The sequence below is a fragment of the Actinosynnema sp. NPDC059335 genome (genome assembly GCF_042752395.1).
In the GTDB taxonomy this organism is placed as follows: domain Bacteria; phylum Actinomycetota; class Actinomycetes; order Mycobacteriales; family Pseudonocardiaceae; genus Actinosynnema.
In genome coordinates, this window is record NZ_JBHYXZ010000025.1 from 1 (window position 1) to 18,129 (window position 18,129).

General features: G+C 74.5%; 14 protein-coding genes. 8 read left to right on the top strand and 6 right to left on the bottom strand.

Annotated elements, in window-relative coordinates:
- Positions 1-83: 83 nt before the first annotated feature.
- Positions 84-1,748, bottom strand: coding sequence for a heme peroxidase family protein (locus tag ACFXGA_RS10925; RefSeq protein ID WP_378086509.1), 1,665 nt, complete (start codon positions 1,746-1,748; stop codon positions 84-86).
- 457 nt (positions 1,749-2,205) lie between these two features.
- On the opposite strand from ACFXGA_RS10925, the gene ACFXGA_RS10930 reads away from it, so the two are divergent.
- From ACFXGA_RS10930 to ACFXGA_RS10940, 3 genes are all read left to right on the top strand, one after another.
- Positions 2,206-3,093 (top strand): transglutaminase-like domain-containing protein, encoded by an 888-nt coding sequence (locus ACFXGA_RS10930; protein WP_378086511.1) that lies wholly within the window; start codon positions 2,206-2,208, stop codon positions 3,091-3,093.
- Between the two features lie 579 nt (positions 3,094-3,672).
- Positions 3,673-5,121, top strand: a complete 1,449-nt coding sequence (locus ACFXGA_RS10935; protein WP_378086512.1) for a flavin-containing monooxygenase — start codon at positions 3,673-3,675, stop codon at positions 5,119-5,121.
- Between the two features lie 59 nt (positions 5,122-5,180).
- Complete coding sequence (locus ACFXGA_RS10940; protein WP_378086514.1) at positions 5,181-5,561, top strand: hypothetical protein; 381 nt, start codon at positions 5,181-5,183, stop codon at positions 5,559-5,561.
- Here the strand turns inward: ACFXGA_RS10940 and ACFXGA_RS10945 are convergent.
- The 3 genes from ACFXGA_RS10945 to ACFXGA_RS10955 all read right to left on the bottom strand — a co-directional run bounded on the left by ACFXGA_RS10945 (position 5,548) and on the right by ACFXGA_RS10955 (position 9,044).
- Positions 5,548-6,309 (bottom strand): SDR family NAD(P)-dependent oxidoreductase, encoded by a 762-nt coding sequence (locus tag ACFXGA_RS10945; RefSeq protein WP_378086516.1) that lies wholly within the window; start codon positions 6,307-6,309, stop codon positions 5,548-5,550. The genes ACFXGA_RS10940 and ACFXGA_RS10945 overlap by 14 nt on opposite strands.
- 37 nt (positions 6,310-6,346) lie before the next feature.
- Entirely contained in the window at positions 6,347-8,011 is a 1,665-nt protein-coding gene (locus ACFXGA_RS10950; protein ID WP_378086518.1) for a discoidin domain-containing protein, read from the bottom strand.
- Between the two features lie 148 nt (positions 8,012-8,159).
- A complete protein-coding gene (locus ACFXGA_RS10955) occupies positions 8,160-9,044 on the bottom strand; it encodes a DMT family transporter (RefSeq protein WP_378086520.1) in 885 nt (294 codons plus the stop codon).
- Between the two features lie 71 nt (positions 9,045-9,115).
- Between ACFXGA_RS10955 and ACFXGA_RS10960 the strand changes: the two genes are divergently transcribed.
- From ACFXGA_RS10960 to ACFXGA_RS10970, 3 genes are all read left to right on the top strand, one after another.
- On the top strand, positions 9,116-9,970 hold the full coding sequence (locus ACFXGA_RS10960; protein ID WP_378086522.1) for a LysR family transcriptional regulator: 855 nt from the start codon (positions 9,116-9,118) through the stop codon (positions 9,968-9,970).
- Positions 9,971-10,074: 104 nt separating this feature from the next.
- The gene (locus ACFXGA_RS10965) at positions 10,075-10,497 is read left to right on the top strand and encodes a DUF2243 domain-containing protein (RefSeq protein ID WP_378086524.1); all 423 of its coding nucleotides are present in this window, start codon (positions 10,075-10,077) and stop codon (positions 10,495-10,497) included.
- On the top strand, positions 10,494-12,107 hold the full coding sequence (locus ACFXGA_RS10970; protein WP_378086526.1) for a RecQ family ATP-dependent DNA helicase: 1,614 nt from the start codon (positions 10,494-10,496) through the stop codon (positions 12,105-12,107). The genes ACFXGA_RS10965 and ACFXGA_RS10970 overlap by 4 nt, the downstream gene beginning before the upstream one ends.
- Before the next feature lie 23 nt (positions 12,108-12,130).
- Here ACFXGA_RS10970 and ACFXGA_RS10975 read toward each other — a convergent pair whose 3' ends face one another.
- Positions 12,131-14,146, bottom strand: a complete 2,016-nt coding sequence (locus tag ACFXGA_RS10975; protein ID WP_378086528.1) for a molybdopterin cofactor-binding domain-containing protein — start codon at positions 14,144-14,146, stop codon at positions 12,131-12,133.
- Positions 14,143-14,613 (bottom strand): (2Fe-2S)-binding protein, encoded by a 471-nt coding sequence (locus ACFXGA_RS10980; protein WP_378086531.1) that lies wholly within the window; start codon positions 14,611-14,613, stop codon positions 14,143-14,145. Before ACFXGA_RS10980 ends, ACFXGA_RS10975 begins: the two co-directional genes overlap by 4 nt.
- 231 nt (positions 14,614-14,844) lie before the next feature.
- Here ACFXGA_RS10980 and ACFXGA_RS10985 point away from each other — a divergent pair, with 231 nt between their 5' ends.
- Together ACFXGA_RS10985 and ACFXGA_RS10990 are read left to right on the top strand one after the other, a co-directional pair.
- A complete protein-coding gene (locus ACFXGA_RS10985; RefSeq protein ID WP_378086533.1) occupies positions 14,845-16,068 on the top strand; it encodes a hypothetical protein in 1,224 nt (407 codons plus the stop codon).
- A 66-nt stretch (positions 16,069-16,134) separates the two neighbouring features.
- The gene (locus ACFXGA_RS10990; RefSeq protein WP_378086535.1) at positions 16,135-18,111 is read left to right on the top strand and encodes a hypothetical protein; all 1,977 of its coding nucleotides are present in this window, start codon (positions 16,135-16,137) and stop codon (positions 18,109-18,111) included.
- The last annotated feature ends 18 nt before the right edge of the window (positions 18,112-18,129 follow it).

The following is an 18,129-nucleotide window of genomic DNA, read 5'->3' on the forward strand; positions in this document are numbered from 1 at the left end:
GCGCGCCCCGGGGGGGCCGGGGGCCCCGGGCCGCCCCCCGCCGGGCCCGGGGCCGGCGACCCCGGACCCGGGCCCGCGCGGGCTCAGTCGCCCAGCGGGTTGAGCAGGTCGGCCTTGCCCTCGAACGCGAACAGCAGCAGGTCCGTCATCCGGAACGTCCGCGCGTCCGGCCCGAACCGCGGCCGCCACGACGGCTCCCGCACGATCGACGTGCGGCTGCCCTCCATGGCGCGGTGGAACACCTCCGCCACGATCCGGCCGCCCACCGGCCCCAGCCGGCCGCCGGCGAACTCCGCCTCCCGCAGCACGTACAGCCACAGCGGCGTCGCGGCGGTCACCGCGGCCTTCTGCGCGTCGGTCAACGAGTCCAGCACCGCCCCGCCGTTGCCGACCAGGACCTGCTCGTCCGTCAACGGCGGCACGCCCAGGAACTCCGCCATCTGCTGACCACTGGCCAACCGCACCATGTCCGCCCGGGTCAGGTTGCGGAACGCCAGGTTGCGCTGGATCTCCGGCACCGTGCCGCCGCGCCCGCCGAACGACCCCGCCGGGAGCTGCGTCAACGGGTTCACCAGCAGGCTGTCCACCCGCTTGGCCACGTTGCCGCCGTCCGCGGCCGGCGGCACCAGGTCGGGCCGGTCGGCCTCGGTGAAGTCGTACAGCCGGCGGAAGTCCGCGATCCAGTTCGTCGGCAGCGCGTCCACCGTGCCCGAGTTCGGATTGTCCAGGTCCGGCAGCGCCGAGCCCGGGTCGAAGTTGCCGGACGTGCCGGTGAACACGAACAGCAGGAACAGCGTGGCGACCCCGCCCGGACCGGCCGAGTTGAACACCCGGTTCCACTGGTACGCGCCCCGGATCATGCTGTGCCCCAACCGGTACGCCGCGACCGAGAACTCCAGCGGCATCGTCGGGTGCAGCCCGTGCGGCGCCGTGCCGCGACCCGGCGCCTCGAAGAACCGCCGGCCGTTGGCGAACACGTCGTCCACGACGGCCGGGTCCACGATCCGCGGTAGGAAATCGGTGCGCAGCACCCACTGGTAGTGGCGCACCACCTCCTCCCGCGCCGCGGTGAACAACCGCCGCCCGGTCAACCCGCGCAACGCCAACTCGTCCACGACCCGGTTGTGGAACCGGATGAACCCCAGGTGGTGCTGCGCGACGATCAGGTTCTCGTCGTTGCGCGCGTCTGGGATCAACGGCCGACGCCGGTCCGCCCCCGTCGTGCCCGCCGCGCCGAACCGCGGCAGGTCGAACCCCTCCAACGCGACGTTCACCCGCTCGTCCGGGAACGGCGTCGGCGACGTCGTGCCGACCTTCAGCTTCACCCCGTCCGCGGCGTAGAAGATCCGGTCGTTGCGGTCGCCCGGACCGCGCCCGTAGACCGAGTCGAGGTCCAGCGCCGGCGACCGGCCCTGCAGCAGGTCGTCGAGGTTGACCTCCTCGCCGAGCTGCGCCTCGGTGCGGTCCATGGTCAGGTCGTGGTCCACGAACTGGCCGAGGTAGGTGAACCCCGCCGGCACCGGCGGCGCGGCGGAGTCCTGCTGCGGGACGTCCGCGGTCATGGCGGTGGCCAGCGCGATCCTGGTCTCCTCGTCCAACCGCGGACCCTCCGGGCCGAGCCGGGAGAACCGGAACCGGCGTAACTCCTCCACGGTGAGCGGTTGGCGGGCCGTCGCCACGCCGTCGCGGTCGAACTCCAACACCCCCTCGCCGACGACGAAGAAGCTGTTCGTGCCGTGCTGCTTCATTGACCCCCCCAGGTCATGTGGTTGCCCGGATCGACCGGGCGGGACGAACGCACCCCCTGTGGCCGCCCCAACTACACATGTACCAGGCGATGTCCATCAGATACCCGGACCATTCCGCTGAGCCGATCGCGCCAGTCCACGCGGGCCGGCAAGTCGCTGGTCGGGAGCTTCCTGAGAGACCCTGTGAATTTCCTTGCCCGTCAGCCGTTGTCGGCCGCGTTCAGGCGCGCCCGGCGGCACCCGGCATCCTCTCTTGGCGGCCGTCCGGCGTTCTCGGCCGCGTTCAGGCGCGTGCAGTCGTTCAGGCGTTCTCGGTGGCGTTCGGGCGCGTGCAGTCGTTCAGGCGTTCTCGGTGGCGTTGCAAATCCCCCTCCGGTCGCACGTCCTCGGCGGCGTTGACCGTGCCCTTGGGGCAGGGCGTAGACAGGTCGGCACACACGCCGAGGGGGATTCACGGATGATCGATTACGCGACGCACAGCCGGTTCACCGATCCGGGTCCACTGACCGGGTGGTTGAACGGCATCGAGCCGGACCTGAGTGAGCTGCACCGCACCGCGTCCACGCTGGTGTTCCACTTCTGGGGCAACGGCGACGTCACCGACCACGGCTTCCCCCCGGCGCGGCGGGCCGAGGTGGACCTGCGCTACACGGCCGACATGCTCGCGCGCCTGCACGAGCTGAATCCCGCGCCGTTGGGCGCGGAACGGGCGACGACGGAGCGGATCCTGGGCTGCTGCCGGGACTTCACGCTGCTGTTCGTGTCGATGGCGCGGCAGTGCGGGATCCCGGCACGGTCGCGGGTCGGGTTCGCCGCGTACCTCGTGCCGGGCCGGCACGTCGACCACGTCGTGGCCGAGGTGTGGGACGGCGACCGGTGGCGGCTGGTCGACCCCCAGTTCGCCGCCCCCGACTCCGAGCTCGGCGGGGTGGATCCGACCGACCTGCCGCGAGACCGTTTCCTGGTGGGCGCGGACGCGTGGCGGGCGTGCCGGTCGGGTGCGCTCGACCCCGACCGCTTCATGATCTCCCCGGACCGGACCGACCCGCGCCTGCGCGGCCTGCCACAGATCCGGCACAACCTCGTGCAGGACCTCGCGGCGCTGAACAAGCACGAGATGATCCTCTGGGACCTGTGGGGCTGCCTGACCGACGACCCGGCGGTGTCCGACCCGGCAGTGTCCGAACAGGACGCCGCAGCCGCCGACGAGCTGGCCGCGCTGCTCCAAGACCCCGACAGCGCCGACGTGAGCGCGATCTTCGCCACCGACCCCTACCGCGTGCCACCGGTGATCACGTCCATCGACCAGACCACCCTGGCGCCGGTGGAGGTCACACTGCGCTGAGCCATCTCTGTCCACGACGGACAGTCCCCGGTGGACGCTCCTGCATGCCCGGCTCGCCGGCCGCCACCGTGACCCCGCCGCCCGCGAGCGCCCGATCCGCGACGGGCCGGCCGCCACCGGGGGGCGAGCCGGCACGGGTTGATCCTCGACCGCCGACCCGGCGCATCCCCGACTCCCGACGCCGGCCGCGCACAGGCCGCAGGCGCTGGACCGCCCGGCGGTCGACGCGACGCTACGGGCCGCGGACGCTCGATGCGAGCGGGTCGGTGCCGCACGTTTCCGCGGCCACTGCCTCGCGTCTCCCCGGTCACCGCCTCGCGTCTACGTGGCGGTGCGCGTCTACGTGGCGGTGGGCGTCGAGGGGGCGAGGTGCGGCGGGGGTGGGTGGGGAGGCGGGTGGTTGGGCAGGCCGGTGGTTGAGCGGGGCCTCATTTCTTCAACCGACGTTTGACGGTGAAGATAACGGTGTTTTGGTGAGTCGGGCAAGACAGGTTCACTCGATCGGGTTCGGGGTGTCGGGCGAAACCGCAGGTCGGAGGGGGTGGGGCGATCGTCGGCCCGTCCACCACACTGAACGTCATGACCTCTCCCGAGCACCTCGACGTCGTGATCGTGGGCGCCGGGCTCTCCGGTGTCGGCGCGGCCTACCGCCTCCGCACCGAGTGCCCCGGCAAGTCCGTCGCGATCCTCGAAGCCCGCGACACCCTGGGCGGCACGTGGGAGGTGTTCCGGTACCCCGGCGTCCGGTCCGACTCCGACATGTTCACCCTCGGCTACCCGTTCCGCCCCTGGCGCGAGGCGGCGGCGATCGCGGACGGGCCGTCGATCCTCCGGTACATCCGGTCCACGGCCGCCGAGTTCGGCATCGACCGGCTCGTGCGCTACCGCACCAAGGTCGTCGCGGCCGACTTCGACACCGGGACGGCCCGCTGGACGCTCACCGTCGCCACCGACGGCACGACGAGAACGATCACCTGCGACTTCCTCTACACCTGCGCCGGCTACTACGACTACGACCACCCGCACGACCCGGCCCTCCCGAACCTCGACGCGTTCCGCGGCGTCGTCGTCCGACCCCAGTTCTGGCCCGACGACCTCGACTACGCCGGCAAACGGGTCCTCGTCATCGGCAGCGGCGCGACGGCGGTCACGCTCGTGCCCGCCATGGCGCGCACCGCGGCCCACGTCACGATGCTCCAGCGCTCGCCCACGTGGATCGGCGTGGTCCCCGGGCGCGACCGCCTCGCCGACGCCGCCCGCGCCGTCCTGCCCGCGACCGCCGCCCACCGCCTGGTCCGCGCCAAGAACATCCTGGTCAACCTCGCCTTCTACCAGTTCTGCCGCCGCCTGCCGAAGGCCGCGCGCAAGCTCCTCACCGGCCTGTCCGCCCAGGTCCTCGACGGCCGGACGGTCCGCGAGCACTTCACCCCGACCTACGACCCGTGGGACCAGCGGCTGTGCGCGAGCCCCGACGCCGACCTCTTCCACGCGCTCAAGGACGGCCGGGCGTCGGTCGTCACGGACCACGTCGACACGATCACCCCCGACGGCGTGCGGCTGAGGTCGGGGCGGGAACTCGCGGCCGACGTCGTCGTCACCGCCACCGGTCTGCGGCTGCTCGCCCTGGGCGGCATCGCGCCGAGCGTCGACGGCCGCCGCGTCGAGCTGTCCGAGCAGTTCGTCTGGCGCGGCGCGATGATCACCGGCCTGCCGAACTTCGCGGTCTGCCTCGGCTACACGAACGCGTCCTGGACGCTGCGCGCCGACCTGACCTCACGCCTGGTGTGCCGGGTCCTCAACCACATGGACGACCGCGGTTACGCCTCCGTCGTCCCCACGCCGAAGCGCCCGCCGGTCCCGCGCCCGCTGCTCGACCTCGCCTCCGGCTACGTCCAGCGCGCCATCCACGCGTTCCCGCGCCAGGGCGACCGCGGCCCGTGGCGGGTGCGGCAGAACTACCTGCTCGACTCGGTCACCACGCTGCGCGGCAACCTGGACCGCGACCTCGTCGGCACGGCCCGATCGTAGGCAACCCCTCCCCGGCACGGCGCGTCCTTGTCCCCGTGGACGCGAGGGACGATCACCCGGTGGACTCGACGGACGGCCACCCGGCCGGGCGGGTCGCGGCACGGCGACGCGGGCCCGCGTGGGCGGGGTGGGCGATCGGCGTGCCGATGAACCTGGCCCTCGGCGTGGCCGGCCACTACCCGATGGTCGCGCTGTGGCTGCTCGGCACGGCGGTCGTGCAGGAATCGGGCTGGGCCACGCCCGACCCGACCCTGCTCGACGACGGCTGGTTCCCGATCGTGCTCGTCGTGGGCGTGACGTGGCTGTTCTTCCTGCCGGTCGTGGTGGGGCTCAACCTCGTCGTCACGCGCGTCACGGCGGTGCGACGGCCGCCCTACCGACTGGCCGCCGCCCTGCTGCCGGCGGTGCCGTTCGCCTACGAGGTGGTCACGGCAGCTTGACGCCGGTCAGCTCCGCGCACGCGTCGAGCAGGCGGTCCTGGACCTCGACGTCGTACGCGGCGGGGTTGGCGCGCAGCTCCTCGCGCCACTTGAAGTAGCGGCCGGTGACGGTGGCGGCGGGCTCGTCGCTCGTCGCCAGCCACACCTGGGTGTCCGCGCCCTTCGGCAGCTCGTCGGTCGCGCCGGGGCCGCCCAGCTTGGTCTTGATCCAGCCGGGGTCGACCGCGTTGCTCAGCACGTAGGTCCACCGGCGCGCCACCGCGAACGCCAGCACCACGTCCAGCAGCTTCGAGTCCGAGTACGCCTGCATGCCGTGCCACGGCCCGCGCTCGTGCTGGAGGTCGTCGAGGTCCGCCACGCCCTGCGCCTCCAGCCCCGACGTCAGGTAGACCAGCCGCCGGGGCCGGGGCATCAGGGCCGTGAGCAGGTACGGCGCCAGCACGTTGACCTGGAACAGCAGCTCCAGGCCGTCCTCGGTGACGGTGCGCTCGGCCAGGCCGCCGCCGAGCCCCGCGTTGTGGATCACCACGTCGAACCGCCCGGCGGCGTCGGCCAGCTCCCGCGTCTGCGCCAGCGACGCGAGGTCGCCGACGACCACGTCGGCCGCGCCGGGCACGGCGGCCAACGCGTCCTCGGCCCGGGCGGCGTCGCGCGCGTGCAGCACGACCCGGTGCCCGAGCGAGACCAGCGTCGCCGCCGTCTCCCGACCGATACCGTCCGACGACCCCGTGACCAGAACGCTCACCATGCGGCGGAGCCTACCTGGGAGCGTTCCCAATCGCCGTTCAGCCGATCACCTGCCACCCGGCGAGTTGCGCGGCGGGCCAGCCCGTGTTGCCGGTGAACCGCAGCCGCACGTACCGGGCGCGCAGCCCGGACGGCAGCGCGACGGTGACGGCGTTGCCGGCGGCCGGGTCGAACACGTACCCGGTCGCGCCCAACGCGGTGGTGAACGCCGAGCCGTCCGACGACGCCTCCACCGCGATCGTCTGCGTGCGCCTGCCCCACGCCGGGTTCGGCGGCAGGCTCAGCACCATCCGGCGCGGCGCGGCGACCGCGCCCAGGTCGACCTGGATCCACTGCGGGAACGCCTGGTTCGCGCTCTCCCAGTAGCTGTGCGGGTCGGCGTCCACGGCGAAGTGGCTGCCGTAGTGCTGGGTCTGGCTGCTCTGCGCGGTGGGCCTGCCGGCGGCGAGGTCGCGTTCCGCCGGGGGCGTGTCGGTGAGCACCGGCCTGGTCGGGCGGACCGCGGTCAGCGGGATCAGCCCCTTGAGCATCCGGCCGCCGTCGCCGGTGAGCCGCAGGTAGTAGTCCGACGAGCACCGCGTGCCGTCCTCGTCCAGCGCGAGGAACCCGGAGCCGACCGGGATGCCCGCCTGCGTCTCCGGCGTCTTGGCGATCTGGTTGGCCTCGTTGTACTCGTCGAACATCGAGATGTAGATGCCCTGCACGCCCAGCCGGACCATGTTGTAGAACTGCCGCCACATGAAGTCGCCGTGCGCGCGGTGCCGCCGGGACAGGTCGCCGGGCAGCACGCACGGCTGGTAGTCGATGCCGAGCCGCGTGCACTCGGCCTGGTCCGGCGAGTTCACGTTGGTGTGGAAGTGGTCGGCGTCGGCCACCGTGCCGATCCGGCCGACCATCCACGGCGACAGCATGTGGAAGCTGCGGTAGACCTGCGCGAAGCCCGGCCGCGAGTCCTCGACCTCGCGCCGCCAGTGCGTCGGCACGCCGCCGATCAGGTACACGCCCTGGCCCTTGAACCAGTCGACGACGTCCTGGCACTGCTGCGGGGTGAACGGCCGGCCGGGGTCGTTGAAGCCGAAGCCCCAGACGCACACCACCGGTTTGCCGTTCTGGCGGGCGTACATGGGGGAGGAGGTGTACGCCCGCATCTTGTCGATCCAGTCGGCCTTGATCTCCGACTGCATGTTCGTCCAGTTGGTGACGTCGTACATGATGTAGAACTTCACGCCGTGCGCCTCGGCCGCGCGCCGGACGCGGGCGGTGACGGCGTCGCGGATCGGGCCCTCGCCGCCGGTCGGGTTGAACCGCTGGAGGGCCGCGGTGTCGCAGCCGTACTCCCGCATCCACCGGAAGTGGACGTCCACGGTGGAGTAGTCGTGGTTGGAGAAGACGGTCGCCGGCCGGCCGTCGCCGAGCGCGCCGAACGCGGTCGCGTACTGGTTCGGGTAGTCGGTCATGTCCGGCCAGGCCATCAACGCGTGGTTGGCCGGCGAGGGCGGCCGGCCCCAGTCGTGGCTCCAGTGCCACCAGCCGTTGATCGGCGAGTTGTCGCCCCGGGCGGCGAACCAGCCCTGGTAGCCGACGGTGATCTTGCCGACCACGTCGCCCGGCGGGCTCGCGGCGGCGGCCGGGCTCGACGTGGTGGTGGCGAGGGCGGAGGCGGCCAGGGCCGACCCGATGAACGTCCTGCGTGACAGGGACACCGCACGCTCCTTCGTTGGAGGGACGGCATCAGCATGCAAGAAGTGAGCAGCGTCACGCAATAATTCGACAAACCGGGATTCTCGGGTCGGACCGGGACGAGGGCCGCGCCAGGTGGGCGACCAGTTCGGCGGCCGACCGGAACCCCGTTCACGCGGCGACCCCGGCCTTCGGCCGTGCGCGGGCCAGCAGCACGCCCCCGATCACGACCGCGCCGCCGACCGCCGTGTGCCACCCCACCGGCTCGTCGAGCAGCACCGCGCCGAGCGTCGTCGACCACAGTGGCGCGACGTAGGTGACGGTCGACGCCACCGCCGGACCGGCCGCGCGGATGACGTCGAGGTTCAGCACGTACGCCAGGCCCGTGCCGACCGCGCCCAGCACCGCCAGCGCCACGACGGCCCCCGTGCCCGGCCACGCCGGCGGCCCGCCCGCGAACGGCGCGACCAGCGCCAGTTGCAGGGTCGCGCAGGTGATCTGCACGGCCGACAACGCGCTCGCGCCGTGTCCGCCGCCGGCGAAGAACCGGCGGGTGTAGGCGAACCCCGCGCCGTAGCAGGCGGTCGCGGCGAGGCAGGCGAGGCTGCCTTCGAGCAGGTCGCCCGACAGCCCGCGCCACGCGCCGAGCACGACGAGCACCCCGGCGAAGCCCGTCCCGAGCCCGGCCAGGCGGGTCCGGGTGATCCGCTCGCCCGGCACGACGAGCAGCACGAACACCAGCGTGGCCAGCGGCGTGGTGGCGTTCAGCACCCCGGCCGGCACCGAGCCGACCAGCGTCTCGCCGTGCGCGAGCAGCGTGAACGGCACGGCGTTGAGCAGCGCCGCCACCACCGCCGCGTGACCCCACGTGCGCCGGTCCCGCGGCACGGCGGAGCCGCCCGCCAGGCACATCGCCCACAGCGCGAGCGCGCCGAACAGGCAGCGGGACAACGCCACCCACACCGGCGGCACGCCCGCGTCCACCGCCACCTTGATCAACGCGAAGCTGCTGCCCCAGATCGCGGACAGCAGCAAGAACTTCCCGGACGTCTGCACCCGGGGGAGGATCGCCGCGCCTGCGAGGATGAGTCCAACAAGTGCCCGACACCGACCCATGAGAGCGGCTCATGACGTTGAACTTCGCGCAGCTCCGCGCGTTCCTCGCGGTGGTGGACGAGGGCGGCTTCGGCGCGGCCGCCGAGGCGCTGGGCGTGACCCAGTCCGCCGTGTCGCACGCCGTCGCCGCGCTGGAGCGCACGCTCGGGCACCCCGTGCTGGTCCGGCGCGGCGCGCCGCCCCGGCCGACCGCGTTCGGCGTCGAGGTCGTGGCGCACGCCCGTGCCGCGGTGGCCGCGTCGGCGGCGATCACGGACCTGGCCGCCCGGCGGGGCGGGGCGGCGCGCGGCACGGTGAAGCTGGCCGCGCCGCCGACCGTGTGCCAGGGGCTGCTGCCGGACCTCATGGCGCGGTGGGGCGCGGAGTTCCCGCACGTGCGGGTCCGGGTGTTCGAGGGCGAGGACGACGAGGTGGCCGAGTGGCTGGCCAACGGCACGGTCGAGGCCGCCGTCGTGGTCGACCCGCCCGGCGGGGACGGCGTGCCGGTGGGGGAGGACGCGTTCCACGCCCTGCTGCGGGCCGACCACCCGTTGGCCGGGGTCGGCGAGGTGCACGTGGCGGACCTGGCTGACGACCCGTTCCTGCTGTCGTGCGGCGGGTGCGAGCGGCACGTGCGGCAGGTGCACGCGGGCCTGCCGTTCGACCCGCTGCACCGGGTGCGGGAGCTGGGCACGCTGCTCGCGATGGTGCGGGCCGGGGTCGGCGTGTCGGTCGTGCCGGGGCTGGTGGCGTCGATGCTCGTGCCGGGCCTGGTCCTGGTCGCGCTGCGGCCGAGGGTGGTGCGCCGGCTGGTGCTGAGCGGGCCGCCGGGGCGGGAGTGGCACCCGGCGGTCACCGCGCTGGTCGACTCCGTGCGGCGCACCTGAGCGCGGCGACCTCATCGCCCGGCGGGGCCGCCGCGGGTGTGAGCGGCGGGCGGGTGTGAGCGGCGGCCGAGTTTGATCCCGGCCCGGCGGGCAACTCCCGGCCCATGACGAGAGGCGCGCGAGCGGCGCTGGTGCTCGGCCTGGGGATCGGCGGGTTCGTGGACGGCATCGTCGCCCACCAGCTCCTGGGCCGGCACCACATGCTGTCCGGGTGGCACCCGGACGACCTGCACCTGAACATGCTCGGCGACGGGCTGTTCCACCTGCTGTGCCTGCTGCTGGTGGTGGTCGGCGTGGCCGCCCTCAACCGGGCGGGCACGCTGCCGGGCCGGGTGCTGTGGGGTGGCGTGCCGGCCGGCTGGGGCGTGTTCAACCTGGTGGAGGGGATCGTCGACCACCAGGTGCTCGGCATCCACCACGTGCGCAGCGGCCCCCACGAGCTCGCCTACGACCTCGGGTTCCTCGCCCCGGGCGCGGCGCTGGTCGCGGTGGGCGGGCTGCTGCTGCGGGAACGGGCGCGCCGGTGAGCGGCGTGCGGGAGCGGTTGCGGCGGGCCGCCCGGGACGTGTTCGGGTGGGCCGAGCTGCGCGACGAGCAGATCGACGCCATGGAGCAGGTGCTGGCGGGCCGTGACGTGTTCGTCGTGCTGCCCACCGGCGCGGGCAAGTCGGCGGTCTACCAGGTGCCCGGCGTGCTGCTGGACGGCCTGGTCGTCGTCGTGTCCCCGTTGATCGCGTTGCAGCGCGACCAGGTCGCGGCGCTGCGGGAGAACGGCGCGCCGCGCGCCGAGCTGGTCAACTCGGGACAGTCCGACGCGGACAACGAGGCCGCGTGGGAGGCCGTCGCGCGCGGTGAGGTGCGGTACCTGTTCGTCGCGCCCGAGCAGCTGGCCAAACCGGAGGTGCTGGAGCGGCTGGGCGAGCCGGCGCTGGTCGTGGTGGACGAGGCGCACTGCGTGTCCGCGTGGGGTCACGACTTCCGGCCCGACTACCTGCGGCTGGCGGCGGCGGTGGAGCGGGTGGGCCGGCCGCCCGTGCTCGCGCTGACCGCCACGGCGGGCACGACCGTGCGCGAGGACGTGATCACCCACCTGGGCATGCGTGCCCCGGTCGTGGTGGCCGTGGGGTTCGACCGGCCCAACCTGTCGCTGGAGGTGCGCGCGTTCGTCGGGGACGACGAGAAGCGGCGCGCGGTGCTGGAGTGGGTGCGGGACGCGCCGAAACCGGGCCTGGTGTACGTGGCCACGCGCAAGGACGCCCGCCGGTACGCCGACGACCTCGTCGCCGCCGGGGTGGACGCGCAGCCCTTCCACGCGGGGATGAAGGCCGCCGACCGGGAACGGGTGCAGGACGCGTTCATGCGCGGCGAGGTCGACGTGGTGGTGGCGACGTCCGCGTTCGGCATGGGCATCGACAAGCCGGACGTGCGGTTCGTCGCGCACGCCTCCGCGCCGGGCTCGCTGGACGCCTACTACCAGGAGATCGGCCGGGCGGGCCGGGACGGCGAGCCGGCGCTGGCGGTGCTGTTCTACCGGCCGCAGGACCTGGGGCTGCAACGGTTCCTCCAGTCCCGGCACACCGACCGCGACGGGCTCGTGGAGCTGGCCGCGTTCGTGCGCGACCACCCCGGGCTGCGGGTGACCGAGCTGGCGCGGGAGAGCGGGCGGTCCCGGCGCACGGTCACCACGGGGGTGAACCTGCTGGAGCGGGTCGGCGCGGTGGAGGCCGCCAAGGCCCGGTTCCGGGCGGTGGTCGAGCCGGAGCGGGCGGCCGACCTGGCGGTCGCGGAGGCGGAGCGGCTGCAACGCCTGGACCGGTCGCGGATCGAGGTGCTGCGGGCGTACGCGGAGACCAGGGCGTGCCGGCGGCAGCACCTGCTCGGCTACTTCGGCGAGGTGCTGGAGCGGGCGTGCGGCAACTGCGACACGTGCGCGCGGGGCGAGGCGGGCACCGGCATCTCGGCCAACCCCGAGTACCCGGCGCAGTCGCGGGTGGACCACGCCGAGTTCGGCTCCGGGACGGTGGTGCAGAGCGAGGCCGACCGGATCACCGTGCTGTTCGAGGACGTCGGCTACAAGACGCTGTCGCTGGAGGCCGTGCACGCGGCCGACGTGCTGGGCCGGCACCCGGACCCGTGACCCGGTCCGCCGTCCCGCCGGGGTCAGCCCACGTCGACGCCGACCGGCATGCCGGTGAGCGGCAGCCCGGAGGCGAGCGCGAGAGCCGCCGCCGCGGGCGGGTAGGCCAGCTCGCCCAGGCCGCCGATCGGGGCGTCCGACGCCACCGGCACCACGTCGATGTCCGGCACACGGTCGATGCGCGCCCACGCGTAGTCCCGGAACGACGACTGGGCGACCCGGCCGTCCCGCACGGTGATCTGCGCCCCGAACACGGTGGACAGCGCGTCCACGACCCCGCCCTCGACCTGCGCCCGCACCCCGGACGGGTGCAGCACCGGCCCCACGTCCACGGCCGCCGTCACCCGGCGGACCCGGCCGTCGGCGGCGTCGGCGACCACGGCGATCACCGACCCGTACTCCTCGTGGCACGCCACCCCGCGGGTCACGCCCGGCCGTGCCCGCCCGGCCCGCGCCGCCGCCGCGTCCAGCACCCGCCGCAGGCGCGAGTCGGCGGGCAGCAGCCGGCGTCGCAGCTCCACCTGGTCGAGCCCGGCCCGGCGGCCCAGCTCGCCCAGGAAGACCTCCTCGGCGAACTGGAAGTGGCCCGAGTACACGGCGCGCCAGAACCCGGTGCGCAGCGGCGAGCCCTTCAGGGCGACGTCCACCCGGCCCGCCACCCCGTACGGGAAGTGGTCGCCGGCCGCCTTGACGACGGCGGGGTTGGCGAAGAACGGCGCGACGGACAGCGGCCACGTCGCGACGCCGTGCGCCCGCCACGTCGGCACACCCGCCGCGTCCACCACGGCGGACAGCCGGTGCACCGACATCGGCCGGTACGAGTCGTGCCGCATGTCGTCGTCCCGGGTCCACAGCACGCTCACCGGCGCGCCCACCGCCCGTGAGCAGGCGACCGCCTCCAGCACCGGGTCGGGTTCGATGCGGCGGCCGAACGCGCCGCCGGCCAGCGTCGCCTCGACCCGCACCGCCGCCTGGTCCAGCCCGAACTGCCGGGCCAGCGTCGCGCGCAGCGTGCCGGGGTCCTGGGTGGGCGTCCACACGGTGACGCCCGTGCCGGTCACGTGCGCGGTGGAGTTCATCGGCTCCATGGGCGCGTGCGCCAGCAGCGGCAGCCGGTACGTGGCCTCGAACGCCACCGGTCCGGGCGCCCCGGGCACGGCGGGCAGCGCGGCCTCCAGCTCCGCGAGCCACTGCCGGCTGTCCGCGGTGGGCGTGCCGCCGCGCCACGTCACCCGCAACGCCTCCCGGCCGCGCAACGCCTCCGGCGTGGACCGGGCGATCACCGCCACCCCGCCCTGACCGGCCGTGGCCGGGTCGAGCGGTGTCACCGCGACCACACCGGGCACCGCGCGCGCCGCGGCGTCGTCCACCCCGTCGACCAGCGCGCCGATCCACGGCGGCCGGAGCACGACGGCGACCAGCGCGCCCGGCGGGCGGGTGTCGATGCCGTACCGGGCCCGGCCGGTGACGATCGCCCGGGCGTCCACCCGGCCCGCGCGCGTGCGGCCCAGCAGCCGCCACCGCTCCGGCGGGGTCAGCGTCACCGGCACGGTCGCCGGGTCCAGCGCCGCCGCGTCCCGCACCAGGCTCGCGTACCGCAGCACCCGGTGGCCGTGGCGGACCGCGCCGTCCCGCGCCGCGCACTCCTCGACCGGCACGCCCCACCGGCGCGCGGCGGCCGCGACGAGCAGGCAGCGGGCGGTGGCGGCGGCCCGGCGCAGCGGCTCGTGCAGCTGCCGCGCGGAGAACGAGTTGCCCACGCCCTGCGGCCCGAACCGGGCCGGGTCGCCGTGCGCCTGCTCCAGCCGCACGTCGTCCACCTCGACCATCAGCTCCTCGGCGACCAGCAGCGCCACCACGGTGCGCACGCCCTGCCCGGAGTCCGGTTTGGGCGCGGTCGCGGTGATCCGGCCGCGGTCGTCCAGCCGCACGAACGCGGAGGGCGCGAACCCGTCCGCCGCCTCCGCCGCGCCCGGCCGGGACAGCGGCACGGACACGACGAGCACGCCGCCGAGGAACGTCCGCCGACTGATCGTCACCGCTCGCCCCGCTTCCACCGCGCGGCCAACCGGACGGCCGCCCGGATCCGCGTGTACGTGCCGCAGCGGCACACGTTGTCGCGCAGCGCGGCGTCGATCTCGTCGTCGTCCGGGTCGGGGTTGGCGGCCAGCAGCGCGACCGTCGACATGATCTGGCCGGGCTGGCAGTAGCCGCACTGCGCGACGTCCAGCTCCAGCCACGCCCGCTGCACGGGGTGGTCGCCGTCCTCGGACAGGCCCTCGACGGTGGTGATCCGCTTGCCCTGCGCCTCGGCCACGGGCGTGACGCACGGCCGCGCCGCCGCGCCGTCCACCAGGGACGTGCACGCGCCGCACGCGCCCACGCCGCAGCCGTACTTGGGGCCGAGCAGGCCGAGCTGCTCCCGCAACGCCCACAGCAGCGGCGTCTCGCCGGGCACGTCCACCTCGCGCCGCTCGCCGTTGACGTGCAACCGATACCGCCCCATCGCGGCCCCCTTCGCGTTCGGCCGCGTCCCATCGTGGTGGGGTGTCGATCGGTGTGCAATCAATCGTTCAGTCGTGCGCCGTCGACGCCGGTACGGCCGACAGGCGGTTGCGGTCCCGGCGCGCCGCAGGACTCCCGCACGGTCAGGCTCGGCCACAGGGCGACGCGGTGCACCGGGCGGTCCAGCGGGTCGGGGGGGGGGGGGGGCGGCCCCGGCTGGGCCGTCGACTACGTGGCGTTCCTGCGCGAGCCGATCGACCGGCTCCAGGGTGACCCGCAGAACGTGCAGGCGGCCGTGGACGCGATCCGTTCCGCCGCCGAGGGCCTGCGCGAGCTGGCGCGGGTCCAGCGGGAGACGCTCGCCCGGCCGCAGGGGTGGACCGGCAAGGCGCAGGAGGCGTACCAGGTCAGCATGGACGCGCTCGGCGACGAACTGGGTTCGCTGGCCGACGCGGTGGCGACGAAGGGCGTGGTGGTCGAGCACACCGGCGCGATGGTGCGCGCGCTGCGCGAGGCCGTGCTCTACACCGTCGGTCAGTTCTCCGACTCGCTGGTGCCGGGCGCGATCACCGCGTACGTCTTCGCCCCGGCCACGTTCGGCGCGTCGATCGCGATCTTCCTGGGCTCGGTGGTGGACAGCGCGTCCCAGCTCGGCGCGAGCGTCGCGGCGAAGATGGACGACCTGAACGCGGCGCTGACCCGCCAGGTCGACCGGGTGAAGCAGCTCGACGACCTGTCCGACGAGATCGGTCAGCGCTGGGAGCGGTTCGAGGCCGTCGCCGGTGGCGGGGAGGCGACCGCGACGCGGGCGATGGCCGTGCAGCGGCCGACCGAGGCCCTGCGGCCGATGGAGGCACGGCGGGCTTTGGTCGCCGACGAGCCGGTGCGGCAGCCGGGGATGCGGGCGGATGAAGCCGTGGCGCTGCGTCCGACGGCGGTGCGGCAGGCGGATGAGGCGGTGGCGCTGCGTCCGATGGCGGTGCGGCAGGCGGACGAGGCGGTGGCCCTCCGGCCGATGGAGAGCGGGCGTCTGGTGGCGGCCGACGAAGCGGTGGCCCACCGGCCGATGGCGGTGCGGCAGGCGGACGAAGCCGTGGCGCTGCGTCCGATGGAGGTCGGCCGGGCAGTGGTCGCCGACGAGGCGCAACCCCTGCGCCCGATGACGGCGGGTGAGCCGCTCCAGCCGCGCCACGCCGTGCGCGAGTCGGTGGTGCAGGCGCACCACGTCGAGGCCGAGCCGCTGCTCCAGGCGACGCGCACCGTCCAGGCGGAGCCGTTCCTGCAGGCCACGCGCGTGCCGGCGGAGCCGCTGCCGCACGCGACCGCCGACCACCCGGTCCAGCCGATGACGCGGCCCGCCGAGCCCGTCACCTACTACCGCTCCGCCGAACCGGTGGAGGCGGCCGACCGAACCGTTCAGCGGATGGCGGCCCACAGGGTCGAGGAGACCGAGTAGGCGCACGGCGGCCCCGACCGCCCGGCCGACACCCCCTTCCCCCTGCGTTCCGCGGAGGCAACCCCCATGGTCACCAACCCGACACCCACCACGCTCGGCACACCCCCGCCGGGTGCCGGCTCCGGCTTCACGATGGACCCGGCCGCGATGGACACCCTCCAGCAGCAGGCCGACGAACTGCGCGCCGGCTACCAGGAGGTGTCGTCGAAGCTGTCCGGGCTGACGCTGGCCGGCACCGCGTTCGGCAGCGCCGGCACGTTCGCCGCCGAGGCGTTCAACGCCTCCGCCCGCAGGTCGGTCGAGGTCGTCACCAAGGCCGCCTCCACGCTGGGGCTCGTCGGCGAGGGCGTGAAGGCGACCGCGCAGACCCACCTGGAGGCCGACCGGGCGAACGGCGAGCAGTTCACCGGCCTCAACCCGACCGAGACCTCCGGCACCCTCCCGGGCGCGTCCGGCGGCGACGGCGGCAGCGGTGACGGCAGTAGCGGCGGCGGTGGTGGTGGCGGTGGCGGCGGTGGCGCACCGACGTCCCAGAGCGGCCCGCAGCCGACCCCGAACCCCGGTGCCACCGGTCAGACCGGGGGAGCGCCGACGACCGACGTGCCCACCCCGGACACCTCGGTCAACCAGGCCGGCGGGCCCTCGGGCCAAACACCCCCGACCTCCGGCCCTTCGGCAGGACCCACCTCCACCGACGCTGCCCTCGAATCCGGAGCCGCCGAAACCTCGGCCGCCCACACCACGGCCGACCGGACCGCCGCCGCCCACACCGCAGCCACCCCAACCGCGGACCAGACCGTCGCCGCCCAGACCGCCACGCCGCCACCCACACCAGCGCCGGTCCCGGAGTTCCCGGAGATCCCCGACCCGCCGCCGGTCCCGAGCGGTTCCGCAGGCTCGGCCGGGACGTCCCTCGGGACCCTCGACCCGACCCTCACGCAGAGCGGTTCGACGGGCGGCAGTTCGGCGGGCAGCGGCTCGGCGGGCGGTTCGACGGGTGGCGGTTCGGCGGGTGGTTCGGCGGGCGGCGCGTCGGCTCCGTCTCCCGCGCCGATCCCCGACTTCCCCGAGATCCCGGACCCGCCGCCGGTGCCGAGCGGTTCCGCGGGCGGTGCGGTGACGCCGCCGGCGACGCCGCCGATCCCGGAGGTGCCGAAGGACCTCTTCAAGCAGCCGCCGGTGCCGGACCTCGGTGCCAGTGCAGGTGCCGGTTCGAGTGGCGGTTCGAGTGGCGGTGCCGGTGGTTCGACGCCGGCTCCCGCGCCGGTGCCTGAGTTCCCGGAGATCCCGGACCCGCCGCCGGTCCCGAGCGGTTCCGCGGGCGGTGGTTCGACGACGCCCGCCGGTGGGCTGACGCCGGAGACGGTGCTCCCCGGCGACCGGTCGGACGGCGACAAGGGCGGCCGGGGCGACCGTGAGCACGAAGGCCGTGAGCGCGAAGGCCGTGAGCACCACCGGGACCTTGAGCACGAAGGCCGCGAGCACGAAGGCGGCGCGGGCGGTGGTGGGAACGGCGAGACCGGGGAGGCCGGGGAGACCGGGCGCGAGCGGCACGGGTTCCCGGTCACTACGGTGGACGACCGGCCCCACCTCGACCTGCGCGACCTCCCTGCGGAGGAGGGGGAGCGCTGGTTGGAGAACATCCGGGACATCCTCGCCACCAAGGGCGAAGGGTCGTTCTTCTGGGCCGGCGACACCATCGACGTCGACGGCCAACGGCACTCCCTCATGGACCTCGCCGAGTTCATGACCAACCTGGACGGCCGCGACCGAGCCGACACAATTGCCGGCACCGACACGACCACCGGCACCGGCACCGAAGCCGACCGGCCCACCCCCGAGGTCTCGGACACCGTCACGGCCAGCCCGGCGCGCAGCGCGAGTGGCGACGTGTACGTCCTCGTCGGGCCCAACCACGCCGAGGGCGACCCCGTCGAGCTGGCGGACTTCCCGACGCTCCAGGCCAACCCGAGGGTCGAGCGGGTGTTCGCGATCGACGCCGTCACGGGCCGGGAGACCCAGATTCACCCGAAGGTGTCCTGACCCCGACCACCTCGGCGA

What these genes read in the sequence shown, in the direction of transcription:
- ACFXGA_RS10925 (WP_378086509.1), bottom strand. Translation starts at nt 1,748, where the DNA reads ATGAAGCAGCACGGCACGAACAGCTTCTTCGTCGTCGGCGAGGGGGTG.
- ACFXGA_RS10930 (WP_378086511.1), top strand. Translation starts at nt 2,206, where the DNA reads ATGATCGATTACGCGACGCACAGCCGGTTCACCGATCCGGGTCCACTG.
- ACFXGA_RS10935 (WP_378086512.1), top strand. Translation starts at nt 3,673, where the DNA reads ATGACCTCTCCCGAGCACCTCGACGTCGTGATCGTGGGCGCCGGGCTC.
- ACFXGA_RS10945 (WP_378086516.1), bottom strand. Translation starts at nt 6,309, where the DNA reads ATGGTGAGCGTTCTGGTCACGGGGTCGTCGGACGGTATCGGTCGGGAG.
- ACFXGA_RS10960 (WP_378086522.1), top strand. Translation starts at nt 9,116, where the DNA reads ATGACGTTGAACTTCGCGCAGCTCCGCGCGTTCCTCGCGGTGGTGGAC.
- ACFXGA_RS10965 (WP_378086524.1), top strand. Translation starts at nt 10,075, where the DNA reads ATGACGAGAGGCGCGCGAGCGGCGCTGGTGCTCGGCCTGGGGATCGGC.
- ACFXGA_RS10980 (WP_378086531.1), bottom strand. Translation starts at nt 14,613, where the DNA reads ATGGGGCGGTATCGGTTGCACGTCAACGGCGAGCGGCGCGAGGTGGAC.
- ACFXGA_RS10990 (WP_378086535.1), top strand. Translation starts at nt 16,135, where the DNA reads ATGGTCACCAACCCGACACCCACCACGCTCGGCACACCCCCGCCGGGT.